Consider the following 18,387-nt stretch of genomic DNA (forward strand, 5'->3'; position numbering starts at 1 on the left):
TCAACTTGCCTGGGCCACGGCCGTGCGGCGAGAGAAGAAGAGACTGTCCAGCAGCCAGATGGCAACCATGGAGGCCCCCACCAGCGGGAAGCAGATCCCGGGTACGACCAGCACCGCGATGGCACCGCCCATGGGAGGCAGCTTGGCGGGCAGGGGCGGGGCGGCGAGGCGACCACTGGGACGGCGGCTCCACCAGATCCAGAGCCCGCTCACCGAGCTTGCCAGAATCATCAGGCAGATGAGCAGCATGACGAGCTGGTGCGGCCAGCCGTAGAGCTTGCCCATGTGCAGCATGACGCCGGTTTCCACCGTCTTGGCGACCGGGCCGTAATCCTGCCAGCGCACGTCGACCAGCACCTTGCCGCTGTATTGGTCGATGTGCAGGGTGGCGTCGTTGCGGGGATCATCGGCAAAGATGGCGATGGTATAGACGCCGGTTTCACCGACCGGGGGGGTGATGCTGTAACCCGGGCTGACCCCCCGCTCGCTGGCGATGTCGACCACCTGTTGCAGCGGAATGCGATGGCTGGCCATGACCATGCCCTCGTGTCCGCCGCCATGGGTCATGGCGCTGTGATCATGGCTCTCTGCCGTGGGTTGGGAGCTCGGCATGGGCAGGGTCTCGGCCCCCCAGGAGACGGTCTGTTCGTGAGCCTGGTTGAGGCTGCGGGTGAGGGGAGCCGACTTGGGCACCTCGTTCCACATGGCCGCAGGGAAGCGGTTCCAGACGTCGGCGAACTGGCCGCCCCAGAAACCGGTCCAGGTCATGCCCGTCAGCAGCAGCAGTAGCAGGAAACCCGCGCCCCAGAAGCCGACCACGGCGTGCAGATCACGCCACCAGAGACGGCCGCGCTGGTGCATTCTCGGCCAGAGGATGCCCCCCACACCCGGCCCCTTGCGGGGCCACCAGAGATAGAGTCCGCTGACGAGGAGCACGATTCCCCAGCCTGCGGCCAGCTCGATCAGGCGATCACCCGTGGTGCCAAGCATCAGCTCCGCATGGAGAGCGCGCGCCACCGCCTGCAGGTTCCACTTGTTGTCCATGGTACCGAGCAGGGCGCCGTTCGCGGGATCCATGAAGAGGGTCAGCTCCTGCCCTTCACGCATCACGACTATCTGGGCGCTCGCGTCTGCTGCCACCGGGGGCAGGTATTTGCGCAGGCTGGCGTCCGGCATGGCGATGGTTGCCTTGGCCAGCAGCTGGTCGGCACTCAGGGTCTGGGTGGCGGGCGTCACCTTCATCAGCTGGGGGTAGAGCAGGTTGTCCAGCTGCGGCTTGAACAGGTAGACGATGCCGGTGAGGGAGAGCAGGATCAGGAAGGGGGCGACGAAGAGACCGGCATAAAAATGCCAGCGCCAGATCCGTTGGTAATAACTTGCGTCTTGTTGCTTCATCGTTGTTCCCTGGGTGAACGCCAAAAGGTTTCAGTAGGTGGAATGTTTTGAGTGGCGCGGATAATAGCAGCAACGTTTTGTTAACTGCAACAGAACATGTCGAAGAAATGTACATTCCGCCACCGGGGTAAAAACGGGGGTTGAATGGAGCTTTCCGTTCACAATGGGGGGAGCTTCATGGACTTTTCGGGGATAAATTCTTACTTTGTGGCAACACAGGGCATATCAGCCGCAGCGAAGGACTCAAGGCAGGAGGTGAACGTGCAAGCACACGGCCATTTTGAGATGCAGCGACAAGGGCAACTGCTGATCTGTCGGCCGAGCGGCCCTTTCAACCTGGCAGGCGCCATGGCCTATGAGGGCAAGTTCAGCCAGCAGATAAGCCGTTTGCAGGGAGCCCCCTGGGGCATCGTCGAGGTCGCGACCGAGTTCGAGGCCGCCGGCCCCGAGGTGCTGGCCCGTTTTCGTCGCCAGTTCAACTGGTGCGCCACTCATGGCTGCGCCTTTCTGGCGGTGGTCATGATCGGGGATTTCAAACGTTATCTGGCGGATCACGTCTTCAGCGAGCTTCCCTTTCAGGAGGTGCGCTATTTCGAGGAGGAAGCACAGGCCATCCACTGGCTGACACAGCGCCTCGAGGGGCTGCAAGGCAAGGAGAACCACGTCAGCACGGGTTGAACTTCCCGTTCATTCCAGCCTGATGAACCACTTGTCCCGCTCGTCGAGGCAGTCGGGCTCCCCCATCTCGAATTCACGGCAGATAAGCGGCCGCACCTCGTAGATGCGACACATCATGGTGTTGCGGTCGAGGGCGGCGCACCAGCCATCTTCCAGTCTGTGCATCACGGGCACTTCTCCTTCCCGTTCCTCGATATAGCGGTCCGGCACGCCGGTGTCGGTGAAGAGCATCACCTCGAGGCGGCAGCAGCAGGCTTCGCAGTTCTGGCAGCTCACATCGCTCTGGATTGCTTGGGTCATGTCACCTGTCTTGCCGCATGGCGGCGAATGATATGAAACAGGCGCCTGTCAGGCGCCTGTGGTCTGGCCGGGCGTGTGAAATACCTTAGCCCAGTTTGCGGGCACGGTAGCTGCGCCCCTTGATCTTGCCTTCCTGCAACCGCTTGAGGGCGGCGCTCGCCACCTGGCGCTTCACCGCCACGTAGGAGTACTGCTCGGAAATCTGGATCTTGCCCACATCGGCCCCGGCAATGCCGCCTTCGCCGGTCAGGGCGCCGAGGATGTCACCGGCACGCACCTTGCTCTTGCGGCCCGCATCGATGGAGAGGGTCACCATCTGCGGCGCGATCGGCTTGATGTCGCGGCCGATCCCGGCCAGGTCGCCCTGGGGAATGGGGGCCTGCTGGTACTCCTCGATGAAGTTGACGCGCTGGGCCTCGTTCGGCTGGTAGAGGCTCAGGGCCAGGCCCTGCTGGCCGGCGCGGCCGGTACGGCCGATGCGGTGCACATGCACCTCGGGGTCGTAGGTCAGCTCGTAGTTGATGACGGCCCCCAGCTCCTTGATGTCGAGGCCGCGGGCCGCCACGTCGGTGGCGACCAGTATGGTGGCGCTGCCGTTGGCGAAGCGCACCAGCACCTGATCCCGCTCACGCTGTTCCAGGTCACCGTTCAGCGCCAGCGCCGAGAAGCCCTTGGCGGCCAGGTGATCGGCCACGTCGTTGCAGGCGCGCTTGGTGTTGCAGAACACCACGCAGGAGCCCGGCTGGTAGTGGCTGAGCAGCCAGGTGAGGGCATCGAGGCGCTGGCCGGCCGGCACTTCATACAACTTCTGTTCGATGGCGCTCTCTTCGTGCAGGGATTCCACGCTCACCTCCACCGGGTTGCGTTGCACGCCGCGGCTCATCTGGGCGATCCCTTCCGGATAGGTGGCGGAGAACAGCAGGGTCTGGCGATCCCGCGGGGCGTGGCTGATGACGCGGTTGATGTCTTCGCCAAAGCCCATGTCCAGCATGCGATCCGCTTCGTCCAGCACCAGCGTCTTGAGGTCGTCGAGCTCAAGGGTGCCCTGCTCCAGGTGCTTGAGGATCCGGCCCGGGGTGCCGACGGCGATGTGGGCGCCAAAGCCCAGGGTGGCGGATTGCGGTGCGGTCGGGGTGCCGCCGCACAGGGTCACCAGCTTGACGTTGGGCAGGGTGCGGGCGAGACGGCGGATCTCGGTGGCCACCTGATCCGCCAGCTCGCGGGTCGGACAGAGCACCAGCGCCTGCACGGCCAGCCGGTTGACGTCCAGCTTGGCCAGCAGACCCAGGCCGAAGGCCGCGGTCTTGCCGCTGCCGGTTTTCGCCTTGGCGATCAAATCTTTGCCGTCGAGCACCAGGGGCAGGCTCTGGGCCTGGATCGGGGTCATCTGCAGATAGCCCAGGCTGGCGAGGTTGTCCTGCAGGGCGGAGGAGAGGTTCAGGCTGCTAAATTCGCTGTTGTTCACAAAAGGACTCTATGTCGGAAAATCAGAAATGGGGGTGCGCGGTGCGCAAGGGGGCGCATCATACCAGAATGTGCCGCCGGATGCGGTGAATATTTGAACGGTTGGTGTCATGGGTTGCCGATGGAGGCTTCTGTCTGCGTTGACGGGCTTGCGGTATGTAAAAAGATCACAATGGAACAGGGTGGTCATGGCCAGATCATGATGAATGGCGAGAAAACGTTTTTAATTAAACATGTCCTTGTGATGATGAGTCATCGGAGGATGTCATATGGGATATGGCCGTTATGAAATATATATATGAATGAGGAATAAAATTAATGAAAGAGCATAACTTATTGTTTTTGATTTATTTTTAAGCTTTCTCAATGACGATTAATAATCATGTGCCTTGGCAATTAATTTAAAAACGTTTGTATTATTTCGCATGCATATTTTTACCGCGGATTGTGATGATTCTCTGATTTTTAAATATGCAGTTCTTTATGATGGCGCCGGTCAAAAATAACAATTCAATGGGTGCTACTGGTATGGAATACGTTCATTTCGTGCTCGGACTCGTGATGGTCCTGGCATTGGCGTTGCTGGCAAACCGCCGCAACTGGAAACAGATCAAGCTGCGTTACATCGGCCAGCTGCTGGTGGTCGAGCTGGCGCTCGCCTGGTTCATGCTCAACTCCGAAGTGGGTCTGGCGGTGGTGGGTGGCTTTGCCGCCGGCTTCACCAAGCTGATGGAGTTTGCCAAGCAGGGGACCGACTTCGTGTTCGGCGGTCTGGTCAACGAAGGGGCCTTCTCCTTCTTCCTGATGGTGCTGATGCCCATCGTCTTCATCTCCGTGTTGATCGGCATTTTGCAGTACATCCGTCTGCTGCCCATCGTCATTCGTGGCATCGGCACCGTGCTGGCCAGGATCAACGGTATGGGCAAGCTGGAGTCCTTCAACGCCATCAGCTCCATGATCGTCGGTCAGTCCGAGAACTTCATCGCCCTCAAGAACATACTGCCGCACCTGAACGAGAAGCAGATGTACACCCTGGCGGCGACAGCCATGTCCACCGTCTCCATGTCCATCGTCGGTGCCTACATGCAGCTGATCGAACCGCGCTACGTGGTGGCCGCACTGGTACTCAACATGTTCAGCACCTTCGTGGTGCTCTCCCTCATCAACCCCTACGAGCCCGACAATACCGTGACCGATGCCAAGGCGCTGGCCGAGGGTGACGAGCACCATACGCCGAAGAAGGAGAACTTCTTCGAGATGCTGGGGGAATACATCATGGCCGGTTTCACCGTGGCGGTGATCGTCGGTGCCATGCTGGTGGGCTTCATCGCCCTGATCGCCCTCATCAACTACCTGTTCGAGGCGGCGTTTGGCGTCAACTTCCAGCACGTCATGGGCTACATCTTCTATCCCGTAGCCTGGATCCTGGGCATCCCGGGCAGTGAAGCGCTGCAGGCAGGCTCCATCATGGCGACCAAGCTGGTGACCAACGAGTTTGTGGCCATGATGGATCTGGGCAAGATTGCCGCCGAGCTCTCCCCGCGCACCGTCGGGATCCTCTCCATCTTCATGGTGTCGTTCGCCAACTTCAGCTCCATCGGCATCATTGCCGGTGCGGTGAAGGCGCTCAACGAAGAGAAGGGCAACATGGTTTCCCGCTTCGGTTTGAAGCTGGTCTATGGCTCCACCCTGGTGAGCCTGCTCTCCGCCGTTATCGCCGGTGTGATGATCTAGGTCCTCCCCCCGCGCTGCTCATGACGACCCCCTGCCTTGGCAGGGGGTCTTTTTTTGGGCAGATGAGCGGGTGAACAGAGGAGGGGACTGGTCGGCAGCCCGGCCATCAAGCGCGGGGGTCTTCCACCTTGATGTTGGCGGGGACCCGCTTTTTGCCCAGCACCATGGCGCGGACCAAATCGCTGCGGGTGAGGCGATCGGTCAGGAGTACCACTGCCGCATGGACGCCAACGGCGGCCATCAGGGTGTTGGCGATGATGCCGTGCAGCTCCTCCAGCCACTCCTCGCCCCAGAAGGCATCCCAGGTGGTGAGCCAGCCGGTGACGACGGTCCCGACCAGGGACAGCAGCAGCAGCCAGATCATCAGGGAGCCGACCGGATTGTGGCCGAGGTAGTAGGGGTGGCGCCCCTGGGCGAGCTGGCGCAGGTAGTAGCGGACCCGGGCAGGGGTTGGCCACCACTGGCCGAAGCGGGCGTAATAGGGGCCGACCAGTCCCCACAGCAGGCGGATGATGAGCAGGATGCCCACCGTGTAGCCAGCATATCTGTGGGGTTTGCTGCCCTCTTCCAGCATGAAGAAGTTGAGCAGGCAGAGGGTGACGGTCGCCCAGTGAAACACCCGGATGAGGGGATCCCAGACTTTCACTTCAGAGGCAGGTGTCATGGCAAGGCTCCATGGTGGGGGCCGGGGGAAGACCGGCCGGGGCGGCGTTACTCGTCGATCTCTTCTTTCACCTTTTTCAGGTCGGTCGGGTCGAAGTAGATCTCGACCTTGCGCTTCTCCTTGTCCCAGCCGTAGATCTCGTAGCAGCCGGTCTTGGTGGCCTTGAACTTCTTGATGTCGTAGCCCATCGCCTTGATCTGCTGCTGGGCGTCGGCTTCGCTCATCCACTTGCTCTTGTCGGCCTGGGTGCATTGGGGGTCGGCCAGGGCTGCGCCGCTCAACAGGGGGATCAGTAACAACAGGGGGGTCAGTTTCATTGCTTGCTCCTTGCGGGTGGTTGGGTCAACAGTCGCAAGGCTAATCAAGGAGCATTAAGGAAGAATTAAGGGAAAAGGGAAATGAATGGCTCTCCCCGGCGGTGGGCCGGGGAGAGGGTGATCAGCTCAGCTTGCCCCTGACCAGCCACTTGTCCAGCGCATTGGCGAAGCGCTGCTTGTCGGCGGCGTTGAAGGGCGCAGGGCCACCGGTCTGGACGCCGGCAGAGCGCAGCTCCTCCATGAAGTTGCGCATCCCGAGCCGTGCCTGGATGGTCTCCCGGGTGTAGATCTCGCCCCGGGGATTGAGCGCCTCGCCCCCGGCGTCGATGACCCAGGAGGCGAGGGGAATGTCGCCGGTGATCACCAGGTCGCCTGGCTTGACCTGCTGGGCGATGACATGATCTGCCACATCGAAGCCCTTCTCCACCTGCTGGGTCTTGATGAAGGGGGAGGGGGGGACTCTGAGCCCCTGGTTGGCCACTAGCGTGGTCACCACCTGGGCGCGGTGAGCGGCGCGGTAGAGGATCTCCTTGACCGGGATGGGGCAGGCATCGGCATCAACCCAGATGGGCATGGCATGGCTTCCTGTGTCTGGAACGGGTGGCGCATCTTAGCATGGCTGGTGCGGGGCGGCTGCCCCGGGGCTGAGTCGTCCCCGCCTTTGGTGTAAGCTGGGGCCTGCACATGAAACGAGAAGGAGACGAGATGGATCGGGTGCCCGGTGACGTGATTTATGGCCTGACCCTGGACGGCAAGGGGGGCATGATCCCGCTGGCCGAAGGTAGCGAGATCCCCTGTGCCCAGCCCGGCTGGCTGCATCTGGACTATGGCAACCCGGAGTCGGCGCGCTGGCTGCTGCAGACGCCGCTGCTGGGGGAGGCGGCCCGGGAGGCCCTGCTCGGCCAGAGCAATCGTCCCAAGCTGGTGCGGATGGGGGAGACGGTGCTGCTGATCCTGCGCGGCATCAACCACAACAAGGATCACAGGCCTGAAGAGATGGTGGCCCTGCGGATCTTCATCACGCCGGATCTCATCATCAGCAGCCGACGTCGTCCGCTGCTCTCCGAGAAAGATGTGTTCGAGCAGCTGTCGCTGGGGGGCGGTGCCGACACACCCGCCGACTGGCTGGTGGAGATATGCGACGCCCTGACCGACCGGGCCGGGGAGTTCGTCGAGGAGCTGCACGACCAGATCCTGGATCTGGAGGAGATGGTGCTGATGCGCGACCTGCCCGCCAACGGTCGGCTTGCGCGCATCCGCAAGCAGCTCATCATGATCCGTCGCTACCTCTCCCCCCAGCGGGATCTGGTGGCGCGCCTGGCCAACGAGAAGATCAGCTGGCTGGACGAAGATGACAGGCGACGCCTGCTCGACATCGCCGACCGCTTGCGGCGCTGGCTCGACGATCTGGATGCCGGGGTGGCGCGCACCGCCGTGCTGGCGGACGAGATCAACAACCTGATGGCGGAGGCGACCAACCGCCGTGCCTACCAGATGTCGGTGATGGCGCTGCTGTTCCTGCCCGCCAGCTTCCTGACCGGCCTGTTCGGCATCAACCTGGGGGGGATCCCCGGGGCCGAGAGTCCGACCGCCTTCTGGGTGTTCTGTGGCTTCCTGCTGGTGCTGGCGACCGGACTGGCGGTCTGGCTCAAGCACAGGCGCTGGTGGTAAGGAGTGAACATGACGACATGGGAATCTTTTGGCGTGACCCTGCTGCTGTTGCTGGGGCACACCCTGGTGCGCGGCCTCATTCACAAGAGCCTGATGGCCCTTGGCCAGAGCCGGCAGGTGAGCGAGAACCGGGTACTCTACGTGGAGCACGTATTCCACTTCCTGCTGGGCTGCGCCACCCTGCTGATCCTGGCCGGGGTCTGGGGGCTCGACTTCTCCCGGCTGGTGGTGCTCGCCTCCTCCTTCTTCGCGGTACTGGGGGTCGCCATGGTGGCCCAGTGGTCGATCCTCTCCAACATCACCGCCAGCATCACCATCTTCTTCGCCTTCCCCTACAAGATTGGCGATCGCATCCGCATCCTCGACAAGGATGACTCCGTCACCGGCATCATCACCGAGATCGGCCTCTTCTACGTGCGGGTGCGGGATGACAACGGCGATCTGGTCACCTATCCGGCCAACCTTATTCTGCAAAAGCCGGTGAGGCGGCTGGAGGGAAAGGAGGCTGAGTCCACGCAGCCGGAATGAGAAAAGGCTCCCTCGGGAGCCTTTTTCGTGGCTGTTCAGCGTTCGAAGAAGCGGTAGAGGTGCTCGACCTGGACGGGGCAGTCGGCCACCAGGTGGATGTGGTCCCGTGCCTCCTCGGTGGACGAGAAGCTCATGGGGCACCCCAGGGTGTCCGTCATCACGTAGAGGTGGCCGTCCTGCCCTCTGAACTCCACGATCCAGCCGGGGGAGACGATGTCGTGCATGATCTCCGCCTCCTTGAACCTGTGCTGCTGGTGAAGCGCGCGCAATTCACTGACTGTCATGACATCCTCCTATGACTCATGGCGCCACCCTCAAGTCTAGTTCTCCTTCCCGGTGGCGCCGTCATCGGATCAGGGCGCCGTCGCCCCCTCACGGGGCGGTTGCAGGGCGATCAGCAGCTCCCCGGGCAGCGGCGTGACAGGGCCGGTGACCACCCTGGGTCTGGCTCTGGCATCCAGCACGAACAGAGGAATGGCGCCGGGATTGGCCTCCTGATACTGGTCCCAGTCGAAGGTGTCGCTCAGGCGGGTCGCCTTGATCTGCCCGCCCCGGCTCAGCAGGCCGCTCAGCCTGGCGAAGTTGATGTCGGCGCCGAACAGGTTCTGGCGGGCACGGAAGGTGGCGCTCTCCCGGTTGGCCTTGCCGTGCTGTTCGCTGGAACGCAGGGAGTGGACCTTCTCCTCCCCGTAGAGGTGGGCGAAGTGCAGTACCCCGAGGGCGTTGTTGTGGCGGCTGGGAGAGAGCGCCAGCACGGTGCTGATGCTGGTGAGGGGCAGGTGCCGCTCGGCGTGCTCCGACTGGGGATTGCCGAAGTAGCAGGGCAGGCCGCTCATGCGGGCCAGCTTGCAGTGCTCCCAGGCAGGATCGGAGAGCTGCACCGGGATCCCCTGATCCGCCAGCGCCTTGCCGATGGCCCGGGCCACCGAGTTGGCGCCGATGAGCAGCCAGACATTGGGGGCGCTCTGGCGCATGTCGAGCAATCTGGCCAATGGCGTGGCCGTCAGGCTCTGCAGCACCACGGTGAAGATGATGACCGCAAACACCAGGGGCACCAGCTTGTCGGCATCCTCGATGCCGGCCTCGTGCATGCTGATGGCGAAGGAGGCGCTGACCGCCGCCGCCACTATGCCCCGGGGGGCTATCCAGGCGAGCAGGGCGCGGGCGCGCCAGGGCAGGTCCGACCCCCGGGTCGAGACCAGGATGCAGAGCGGGCGGGCCACGAACTGCACCACGCACAGCAGGGCCAGCACCATGGGGCCGAGCTGCCAGAGCTGGGCCAGATCGAGGCGGGCCGCCAGCAGGATGAAGAGGGAGGAGATGAGAATGACGGCGAGATCCTCCTTGAAGGCCAGCACCTCCTCCAGATCCAGCCCCTCCTGGTTGGCGAGCCAGATGCCGAACACCGTCACCGCCAGCAGGCCGGATTCGTGACTGAGCCAGTCAGACAGGGTGAAGGTCACCAGCACCAGCGCCAGTACCCCGAACTTGTGCAGGCTGACCGGCAGCCAGTCCTTGCGGATGAGCAGGGTGGTGAGCCAGCCGGCACCGACCCCGATGAGCGACCCCACTCCCACCGTCTTGGCCAGGGCCAGCAGGGTATGACCGACCAGATCCCCCTGGCTGCCGAGGCGCACCGCCTCGAACACCAGTACCGCGAACAGGGCGCCGATGGGGTCGATGACGATCCCCTCCCAGCGCAGGATCTTGTCCACCTCCCGGACCGGGCGGATCACGTTGAGCATGGGGGCGATCACCGTGGGGCCGGTCACTACCAGCACGGCGCCGAGCACCATGGCGACCCGCCAGTCCAGCCCAAGCAGGAAGTAGCTGGCGGCGCCGATGACGGCAAAGCTGGTCACCATGCCGGTGGAGCAGAGGTTGCGTACCACCTTGCCGATCCCCTTGAGTTCGGTCAGGTGCAGGGTCAGCGCTCCTTCAAACAGGATGATGGCGACCGAGAGGGAAACCAGGGGAAACAGCAGATCCCCCAGCAACTGATCGGGATCGAGCAGACCGGTCACCGGACCGAGCAAGAGGCCGCTCAGCAGCAGGAACAAAATGGCGGGAACGCGCACGGACCAGGCAAGCCATTGGGCGAGCAGGGAGATGAGGGCTATTCCGGCGAGGGAGAGAGCAATCATGCCAACCTCGTACAGGTGATGGGGTTGGACCTAGTGTAGCGGGGAAGGGGGGCAAGATGACACCCGCCAGGCGTGCAGGGGAGAGCCGCTCAGATCAGATGGGGCTCTCTTTGTGGAGTTCGGTGACGCAATCGGTCACCGCCAGCACCAGGGCGGAGCGCACCATCTGATCGAGCCGGTTGAGCTGCATCTGGTAGAGGGGCCAGTCCTCCTCGTTGGCCGGGGGATCCTGCGGCATCATGCTGCCCTGCTGGATGGCATTCAGGCGCTCGAGCAGATCGCGGACCGGCTTGTCGCTGAAGCGGTAATCCTTGGGGTCGCGTACCAGAAAGTCGCGGATCTTCAGGTACGCCTCGAGATCCTGATAGCGCTCGAGGGAGATGAGGCCGAGGGCGAAGATGAGCTTGAGGCGCACCTCCAGCTGGCCGAGGGGTCCGCTCTGGTTGAGCAGGGGTTCGATGGCGTATTTGACGGCATACTCCTCCTGACGAAAGGCTCGCCGCATCAGGGAGTCGACCGCCTCTTCCAGGATGGTCACGACCTCGAGAAAGAAGCCGCGGGGGCCATCCTGCTCGTTCAGTCGCTCCAGTACTTCATCTTCCTGGTGTGTGGTCATAAGTGCTTCGGGTCCGGCTGACAGGGGGAGAGCAGGCCCTCCCCCGGTTTGTATCGTATGGGGTCCGTCACGGGCGGTGTGACGCCACCCCATCAGGTCACTTCAAGTTGTTGTAACGGGCGACGATGGTGCGTACCACATCGCTGTGCTCATCCAGGCCGGTGACGCGGGCCAGTGTCCGTGCCGGACCAAGTTCCGCCAGCATGGCCTGCAGCTCCACCGCCTGGGGATCGTCCTCATTGCGGTAATGCAGTGCGGCGGCGATGCCCTCCTGCAGGTGATCGCTCGGCAGGCCGTACTCCAGGGTGCCGAGCAGCGGCTTCACCAGCCTGTCCCCCGCCGCCAGCTTGCGCAGCGGCTGGCGACCGACCCGGTCAATCTCGTCCACCAGATAGGGGTTGGCGAAGCGGGAGAGGATCTTCTCGATGTAGGCGGCGTGCAGGCGCGGGTCGAAGCCGTAGCGTTTCACCAGCACGGCCCCGCTCTCCTCCATGGCGCGGCGCACCTTGCTGCGGATCAGCGGATCCTCGATCGCCTCGCGCACGGTGCGATAGCCCCTGAGCTTGCCGAGGTAGGCGGTGACGATGTGGCCGGTGTTGAGGGTGAACAGCTTGCGCTCGACGAAGGCCATCAGGTTGTCGGTGGGCTCCATGCCCGCCACCTGGGGCAGCTCCCCCTTGAACTGGGTCCGATCGACGATCCACTCGCTGAAGCTCTCCACCGTCACCTCCAGGGGATCGTCGTTCGCCGCGGCGGGCGGAACGATGCGATCCACCGCCGAGTCGACGAAGCCGACGCACTGCTCGAGGGTGGCATGATACGCGACCGGCAGGTACTTGAGTACCTCCTCCTTGAGGTGGCTGGTGCCGCGCACCATGTTCTCGCAGGCGATGACGTTGAGGGGAGTCAGGTTGCCGGCATCGAAGCGGGCCTGCAGCCCCTTGGCCAGGGTGCTGGCAATCTTGTCCAGGATGTTGGGGCCGACCGCCGTGGTGACCAGATCGGCGGTGATGATACGGGCGATCACCTCGTGTCCGGCCGAGCTGACGGCGGCAACGTTGCGCACCACGTCCAGCTTCTGATCCGTGCCCACCACGTGCACCTTGTACTCCTGGCGGTGGTTGAGCTGGTCGATCAGGGTCTCGTTGACGTCGGCGAAGGTGACCTGATGGCTGGCGTCAGCCAGCAGTTTGCCGATGAAGCCCCGACCGATGTTGCCGGCACCAAAATGCAATGTTTTCATGATATTAACCTCTACAACCAAAGACGATGACGGATGATTACGCGGCCTGCTCGGCCCCCAGCAGATCCAGGAACTCCTGGGGATCCTGGGTGCTGGCCAGACGGTCGACGAGACCGGGCTCATCCAGTGCATTGGTCAGGCGGGTTATGACCTGTATGTGTTCATCGTTGCGGGCGGCAATGCCGATGACCAGGCGCGCTACCTCATCGGCGCCCTCGCCGAAGGCGACTCCGGCCGGGTACTGGCAGATGACGATGCCGGTACGCTTCACGTGCTCCTTGGCGGCGATGGTGCCGTGGGGCACGGCGATGGATTCGCCGAGGTAGGTGGAGACCAGCTGTTCGCGCTCCAGCATGGCGTCGACGTAGTCCGGTGCCACATAGCCTCGCTCGGCCAGCAGCTTGCCGGCGGTCACGATGGCCGCTTCCTTGCTCTCGGCCTTGAGGCCCAGGTGCACGTCCTGCAGGCTCAGGGTGAAAACTTCCGGCTCCTGCGGCTCGTAGCTGTCGTCGTTGGCCGCCACCAGCAGTTGCGGGTTGGCGACGTCATCGTTGGCCGCGTTGGCCAGGCTGAGGTTCTGCACCAGCTCCTGATAGAGGGCGTTGTCGAGGAAGTTGGTCAGCGAAATGTGCTGTGCATGCGGCGCATGGCGACGGGCACGGTCGGTGAGATCCTTGTGGGTGATGACCAGATCCACCTGATCGTCCAGGTTGTTGATGGCACGGTTGGTGACGCTGATGTCGAGACCGGCGGCCTGCACCCGCTTGCGCAGCATGCCGGCGCCCATGGCGCTGGAGCCCATGCCCGCATCGCAGGCGACGACGATGTTGCGCACTGCGGTCAGCTCGGTTTCCGGCTTCTTGGCGGCGGTGGTCTCGGGCTTGGCACCCTTCATGGCTTTCATCTTGCGGGTGGCTTCACCCAGGGCATCGGCCTCGTCGGCTTCCGGCTGCTGGGCACGGACGAACACGGCAGCGACCAGGAAGGAGACGGTGGCGGAGGCGACGATGGAGAGCAACACCCCGATGAGGGAGGCTTTCGGCGTCATCAGCAGCACGGCGAAGATGGAGCCCGGGGAGGCGGGGGAGACCAGACCGGCGTTGAACAGGGTCAGGGTGAAGACCCCGGTCATGCCGCCTGCGATCACCGCCAGGATGAGGCGCGGGTTCATCAGCACGTACGGGAAGTAGATTTCGTGGATGCCGCCGAAGAAGTGGATGATGGACGCACCGGCAGCGGACTGCTTGGCGGCGCCACGGCCGAACACCATGTAGGCTAGCAGCACGCCCATGCCCGGACCCGGGTTCGCTTCGATCAGGAAGAAGATGGAGCGGCCCTGTTCGGTGGCTTGCTGGATCCCGAGCGGCGAGAAGATGCCGTGGTTGATGGCGTTGTTCAGGAACAGGATCTTGGCCGGCTCGACGAAGATGGAGGTCAGCGGCAGCAGGCTGTGGGCGACCAGGAAGTCGACACCACCGGCCAGGGCGCCGGAGAGCACCTTGACGAAGGGACCGATGACGAAGAAGGCGAGAATGGCGAGCAACATGCCGATGATGCCGGCGGAGAAGTTGTTCACCAGCATCTCGAAGCCGCTCTTGACGCGACCTTCCATCGCCTTGTCGAAGCGCTTGATGGCCCAGCCACCCAGCGGGCCGACCATCATGGCGCCCATGAACATGGGGATGTCGGTCCCCACGATGACGCCCATGGTGGTGATGGCACCGACCACGGCCCCCCGGTCACCCCCGATCAGCTTGCCGCCGGTATAGCCGATGAGCAGCGGCAGCAGGTAGGTGATCATGGGACCGACCAGCTTGGCCAAGGTTTCATTGGGCAGCCAGCCGGTGGGGATGAAGAGGGCGGTGATGAAGCCCCAGGCGATGAAGGCGCCTATGTTGGGCATGACCATATTGGACAGGAAGCGTCCAAAATTCTGTATCTTGACTTTGGTATCCGGTGATAACATGTCGGGACCCCGTTTTAAGCCTGTGTGATTAAAAGTGGTAGTCGGGATGACGAGTTTTGCCGAACTCCCATCCCAGTCGTCTAAGCAACTTCAATCTACCAGCTTGTGATCAAATTAGGCTGAAAACGGGGTGTCTTGTGACCTGGATCTCAAATACCCCGACCTCCCCCCTCCCGGCATAGTGATGACGATCACAGTCAGTCGCTGTATTTCGGCTACATTTCGATCTTCTCGCCTCTGGGTGTCAATTTTTTGTGATTGATGTCTCGTTTTGTGGTTTGCGCAAACACGGTGTCAACGTGATTGTCGTCACAAAACCAAATTTTGCACTCAAATGAGTCATGGTTTGTCGCCTCGTATTCGCAAGTAATGACGATGGATATGCCGCAGTTCATCGTTAATCACCAATGAATCATTTATTTTGTAACCCACTTTCAGTTTTTCCCCCGAGAGGTTCGGTTCCGACAAGGCCTCTTTTGACGCCCTGGCGGCGGATCCTGAGCCGATCCCGTCTCGCTCCTCCCTGCCGGTAGCGACGCAGGCAGGGGCCTGCGAGCGGGTCTCCCATCCCGCCTGCCCGCGGAGCGCAGCCATAAAAAAGCCCGCAGGATGCGGGCTTTTGCAGAGCAGACAAGCAGGGGGATCACTGCGCCTTGGGGGCCTCGTCGGCAGGCGCGGCATCGGCCTCGCTGGTCGGGACGACCGGTGCCGGACCCGGCACCAGATCCACCGCCGGCTTGGCGATGAGGGAGCGGGTCTCTTCCACCGCCTCGGTCAGCTTGACCTCGATGATCTGGCCGAGCTCGTAGACCACCTCGGTCTTGTCCAGATAGACGCGACCGTTGTCCCAGTTGCACTCCAGCCGATCCTTGTTGTCCAGGATATGGCGGGCGGGCATGAACACCACGGCGCCGTTCTCCTGCAGGCGCAGCTTGAGGCCGGCGCGCATCACGTCGATGATCTCGGCGTTGAACACCTTGTCGGTGCCCGCATCGGCCTTGAGGTAGCGCACATAGAGCCAGTCGCCGATGTCGCGCTCCACCATGCGGTGCAGGCGGCGGCAGGCGGTCAGGTGCTCGGTCAGCTCCAGGCTGGGGCGCTCACCCGGGGTCTTGCCGGCGATGACCGCCTTGAGCAGGCGATGGTTGACCATGTCGCCGTATTTGCGGATGGGGGAGGTCCAGGTGGCGTAGGCATCCAGACCCAGGCCGTAGTGGGCACCCGGTTCGGCGGACATCAGGGCATAGCTCTGGAAGCGGCGGATCTTGCCGTCCAGCCAGCGGGTGTCCAGGTTGTCTATCCAGCGTCGCAGGGCGCAGAAGCCGGAGAGGCTGGCGATCTCTTCCTTCTCGAACGGGGCCTCGGCGGTCTTGAGCAGCTCGATGGCGCCGTCCAGGGACTCCTCGTCAAAGCCGGTGTGGACGTTGAAGATGCCGTAGCCGACCTCTTTGCCCAGCACGCGGCCGGCGCAGATGTTGGCGGCGATCATCGACTCTTCCACCATGCGGTTGGCGATGCGGCGCGGCTCCACGTGGATGGCCAGCACTTCGCCGTTCTCGCCCAGCTCGAAGTCGTAGTCGGGACGATCCGGGAATACCAGGGCGTGCTCGGTACGCCACTTGATGCGCGCCTCGGTCATCGCCTTCATCAGCGGCAGCTGGGCCAGGACGCCGGCGTCGATATCCAGCGCTTTGCCGTGTTCGGCCCAGTCGGAGACGTCGTCATAGGTGAGGCGGGCGTGGGAGCTGATGCGGGCGGCGAAGAACTCAGTCTCCTCCAGCAGCAGGCCATCCTCGGCGATGAGCAGACGGGCGCACAGGGTGTTGCGCTCCTCGCCCTCTTTCAGGGAGCAGAGCTCGTCGGAGAGGGTGCGCGGGATCATGGGTACGTTGCGGCCCGGCATGTAGACGGTGAAGGCGCGCTGGGCGGCCTCCTTGTCCAGCTCGCTCCCCTCGGCCACATAGGCGGTCGGGTCGGCGATGGCCACCAGCAGCTCCCAGCCGTTCTCCAGCTTGGTGATGGCCAGGGCATCGTCCATGTCCTTGGTCTTGGCACCGTCGATGGTGAAGAAGGGAACCTGGGTCAGATCCCGGCGGGGCAGCTCTTCCTCTTCGATCACCTTCCACTCCGGCAGGTCCGCCGGTTCAATCTGGGCCAGGTTGTGGCGCGCCAGCACCACCCACCAGGGCACGTTGTGATCTTCCTGGGTGGCGATGAGCTGGGTGATCTCGGCGGAGAAGTTGCCGTCCACCAGGGCATGGCGCTTGAGGGTGGCGACCACCCAGTCCCCTTCCTTGAAGGATTTCTCGTCCAGACCCTTCTTGGCGCGGGCCTTGATGGCGTCCTTGATGAGGGGGTGGTCGGGCACCACGTTGAGGCGGTCGCGGAACATCTTGACGCGGCCGACGAAGCGGGTGACGGCCTGCTCCAGCAGGGCATCCGGCTCGGCCACCTCTTTCTCTTTTTCAGTGCGGATCAGGGCGCTCACCCGGTCACCGTGCATCACCTTCTTCATGTAGGGAGGCGGCACGAAATAGCTGGTCTTCTCATCGACCTCCAGGAAGCCGAAGCCCCGATCGGAGGCGCGGATCACACCCTCTTTCTTGGGGATGTTTTCGCGGATTTGTTGCTTGAGCTGGGCCAGCAGCGGATTGTCTTGGAACATAAATGGGGAACCTGAGTGGAGACCTGATGGTTAATCGCCCAGCACTATACGTTTTTACCCCCCCAAAGCCAAGGTGAATGGCCCCCTCAACGGGGTTGCAGTGCCCGTCGCCCCTGCTGGATCAGGCGCTGGGATATCTGCTTGTGCAGCCCCCGCTCCAGCACCCAGCGGTGCCAGTAGAGCTGCTCGACCAGGTGGTGATCCGGGTTGAGATCGAGCAGGCGCCCCTCTTCCAGTTGCTGGCGGATCTGCAATTCCGGGATGAGGCAGCAGGCCAGCCCCTGCTCCGCCATGGCGACGAAGGCCTCGGAGGATCGCACCGTGTGGCAGGGGTAGCCACCGGGGGGGAGGGCGAAATGACGGGCCATGTAGCTGATGTGCATGTCGTCGCGCTGATCGAAGGCCACCGCCGGCGCCTTGGCCAGGGCTGCCGCCGTGAGGCCGTTCGGGAAGTGGCGGGCGACGAAGGCGGGGCTGGCGGTGAGCAGATAGCGCATCTCGCCGAGTTCGTCGACACAGCAGCCCGCCAGCGGCTGGGGTTGCAGGCTGACGGCGCCGAACGCCTGCCCCTCGCGCACCCGGTCCAGGGTGCGGCTCTCGTCATCCACCAGCAGGTTCAGCTCGATGGGGTATTGCTCCAGCAGTGGTGCCAGGGCGGGCAGGAACCAGGTGGCCAGGCTGTCGGCATTGACGGCGATGCTGACCCGGATGGGGGCCCTGGGCTCGTCGGGGGAGAGCTCGCCGGCCAGCTCCAGCTCCAGCTGGCGCACCTGGCGATAGTGGGCCAGCAGCTTCTGGCCGAGCCCCGTGGCCTGCAGCGGCTGGCTGCGGATGATGAGCGGCTCCGCAAACTGCTGCTCCAGCTGCTTGATGCGCTGGGAGATGGCGGACTGGGTGATGTGCAGGCGCTGGGCGGCACGCTCGAAGTTTTGCTCCCGGATCACCGCGTCCAGGGCCAGCAGCAGCTTGTAGTCCAGCGTCTTCATCAGCATTCCTTATGAA

17 protein-coding genes are annotated in these 18,387 nt (G+C 63.2%); 4 read left to right on the top strand and 13 right to left on the bottom strand.

Translation table 11 applies throughout. The annotated features are described in order from the left end of the window. Positions 1 to 1,395, bottom strand: a complete 1,395-nt coding sequence (locus tag AB5Y47_RS18490) for a PepSY-associated TM helix domain-containing protein (RefSeq protein WP_368220487.1) — start codon at positions 1,393 to 1,395, stop codon at positions 1 to 3. Between the two features lie 255 nt (positions 1,396 to 1,650). Between AB5Y47_RS18490 and AB5Y47_RS18495 the strand changes: the two genes are divergently transcribed. After that, positions 1,651 to 2,073, top strand: a complete 423-nt coding sequence (locus AB5Y47_RS18495) for a hypothetical protein (protein WP_069785431.1) — start codon at positions 1,651 to 1,653, stop codon at positions 2,071 to 2,073. 9 nt (positions 2,074 to 2,082) lie between these two features. Here the strand turns inward: AB5Y47_RS18495 and AB5Y47_RS18500 are convergent, their stop codons facing one another. Together AB5Y47_RS18500 and dbpA are read right to left on the bottom strand one after the other, a co-directional pair. Then, complete coding sequence (locus tag AB5Y47_RS18500; protein ID WP_039039772.1) at positions 2,083 to 2,373, bottom strand: YkgJ family cysteine cluster protein; 291 nt, start codon at positions 2,371 to 2,373, stop codon at positions 2,083 to 2,085. A gap of 85 nt (positions 2,374 to 2,458) precedes the next feature. Beyond that, a complete protein-coding gene (gene dbpA, locus AB5Y47_RS18505) occupies positions 2,459 to 3,838 on the bottom strand; it encodes an ATP-dependent RNA helicase DbpA (protein ID WP_039039771.1) in 1,380 nt (459 codons plus the stop codon). A 527-nt stretch (positions 3,839 to 4,365) separates the two neighbouring features. On the opposite strand from dbpA, the gene AB5Y47_RS18510 reads away from it, so the two are divergent. After that, entirely contained in the window at positions 4,366 to 5,571 is a 1,206-nt protein-coding gene (locus AB5Y47_RS18510) for a NupC/NupG family nucleoside CNT transporter (RefSeq protein WP_041214374.1), read from the top strand. A 106-nt stretch (positions 5,572 to 5,677) separates the two neighbouring features. Here AB5Y47_RS18510 and AB5Y47_RS18515 read toward each other — a convergent pair whose 3' ends face one another. The 3 genes from AB5Y47_RS18515 to AB5Y47_RS18525 form a co-directional block, all read right to left on the bottom strand. After that, the gene (locus tag AB5Y47_RS18515) at positions 5,678 to 6,235 is read right to left on the bottom strand and encodes a cytochrome b/b6 domain-containing protein (protein ID WP_239052849.1); all 558 of its coding nucleotides are present in this window, start codon (positions 6,233 to 6,235) and stop codon (positions 5,678 to 5,680) included. 47 nt (positions 6,236 to 6,282) lie between these two features. Beyond that, positions 6,283 to 6,552 carry a PepSY domain-containing protein gene (locus tag AB5Y47_RS18520; protein ID WP_010672753.1) on the bottom strand — a complete coding sequence of 90 codons (270 nt, stop codon included), beginning with the start codon at positions 6,550 to 6,552 and terminating at the stop codon, positions 6,283 to 6,285. Positions 6,553 to 6,673: 121 nt separating this feature from the next. Then, positions 6,674 to 7,126, bottom strand: a complete 453-nt coding sequence (locus AB5Y47_RS18525; RefSeq protein WP_039039769.1) for a YaiI/YqxD family protein — start codon at positions 7,124 to 7,126, stop codon at positions 6,674 to 6,676. Positions 7,127 to 7,257: 131 nt separating this feature from the next. Here AB5Y47_RS18525 and zntB point away from each other — a divergent pair, with 131 nt between their 5' ends. Together zntB and AB5Y47_RS18535 are read left to right on the top strand one after the other, a co-directional pair. After that, entirely contained in the window at positions 7,258 to 8,223 is a 966-nt protein-coding gene (gene zntB, locus AB5Y47_RS18530; RefSeq protein WP_201890531.1) for a zinc transporter ZntB, read from the top strand. A 9-nt stretch (positions 8,224 to 8,232) separates the two neighbouring features. Next, positions 8,233 to 8,751: a mechanosensitive ion channel domain-containing protein gene (locus AB5Y47_RS18535; protein ID WP_039039767.1), complete on the top strand. Its 519-nt coding sequence runs from the start codon at positions 8,233 to 8,235 to the stop codon at positions 8,749 to 8,751. 35 nt (positions 8,752 to 8,786) lie between these two features. Here the strand turns inward: AB5Y47_RS18535 and AB5Y47_RS18540 are convergent, their stop codons facing one another. The 7 genes from AB5Y47_RS18540 to AB5Y47_RS18570 form a co-directional block, all read right to left on the bottom strand. Beyond that, positions 8,787 to 9,035: a hypothetical protein gene (locus tag AB5Y47_RS18540; protein WP_010672757.1), complete on the bottom strand. Its 249-nt coding sequence runs from the start codon at positions 9,033 to 9,035 to the stop codon at positions 8,787 to 8,789. A gap of 69 nt (positions 9,036 to 9,104) precedes the next feature. Beyond that, positions 9,105 to 10,895: a sodium:proton antiporter gene (locus AB5Y47_RS18545; protein WP_045523088.1), complete on the bottom strand. Its 1,791-nt coding sequence runs from the start codon at positions 10,893 to 10,895 to the stop codon at positions 9,105 to 9,107. A gap of 94 nt (positions 10,896 to 10,989) precedes the next feature. Continuing rightward, a complete protein-coding gene (locus AB5Y47_RS18550; protein ID WP_010672759.1) occupies positions 10,990 to 11,511 on the bottom strand; it encodes an MltR family transcriptional regulator in 522 nt (173 codons plus the stop codon). A gap of 97 nt (positions 11,512 to 11,608) precedes the next feature. After that, complete coding sequence (locus AB5Y47_RS18555; protein ID WP_052815685.1) at positions 11,609 to 12,754, bottom strand: mannitol-1-phosphate 5-dehydrogenase; 1,146 nt, start codon at positions 12,752 to 12,754, stop codon at positions 11,609 to 11,611. Between the two features lie 37 nt (positions 12,755 to 12,791). After that, positions 12,792 to 14,720, bottom strand: a complete 1,929-nt coding sequence (locus AB5Y47_RS18560) for a PTS mannitol transporter subunit IICBA (protein ID WP_102983736.1) — start codon at positions 14,718 to 14,720, stop codon at positions 12,792 to 12,794. 643 nt (positions 14,721 to 15,363) lie between these two features. Further along, entirely contained in the window at positions 15,364 to 17,385 is a 2,022-nt protein-coding gene (locus tag AB5Y47_RS18565; protein ID WP_368220489.1) for an exoribonuclease II, read from the bottom strand. Between the two features lie 86 nt (positions 17,386 to 17,471). Next, on the bottom strand, positions 17,472 to 18,371 hold the full coding sequence (locus tag AB5Y47_RS18570) for a LysR family transcriptional regulator ArgP (protein ID WP_010672764.1): 900 nt from the start codon (positions 18,369 to 18,371) through the stop codon (positions 17,472 to 17,474). Between the last annotated feature and the right edge of the window lie 16 nt (positions 18,372 to 18,387).

This window comes from Aeromonas sp. R7-2, assembly GCF_040908105.1.
GTDB lineage: Bacteria > Pseudomonadota > Gammaproteobacteria > Enterobacterales > Aeromonadaceae > Aeromonas > Aeromonas caviae.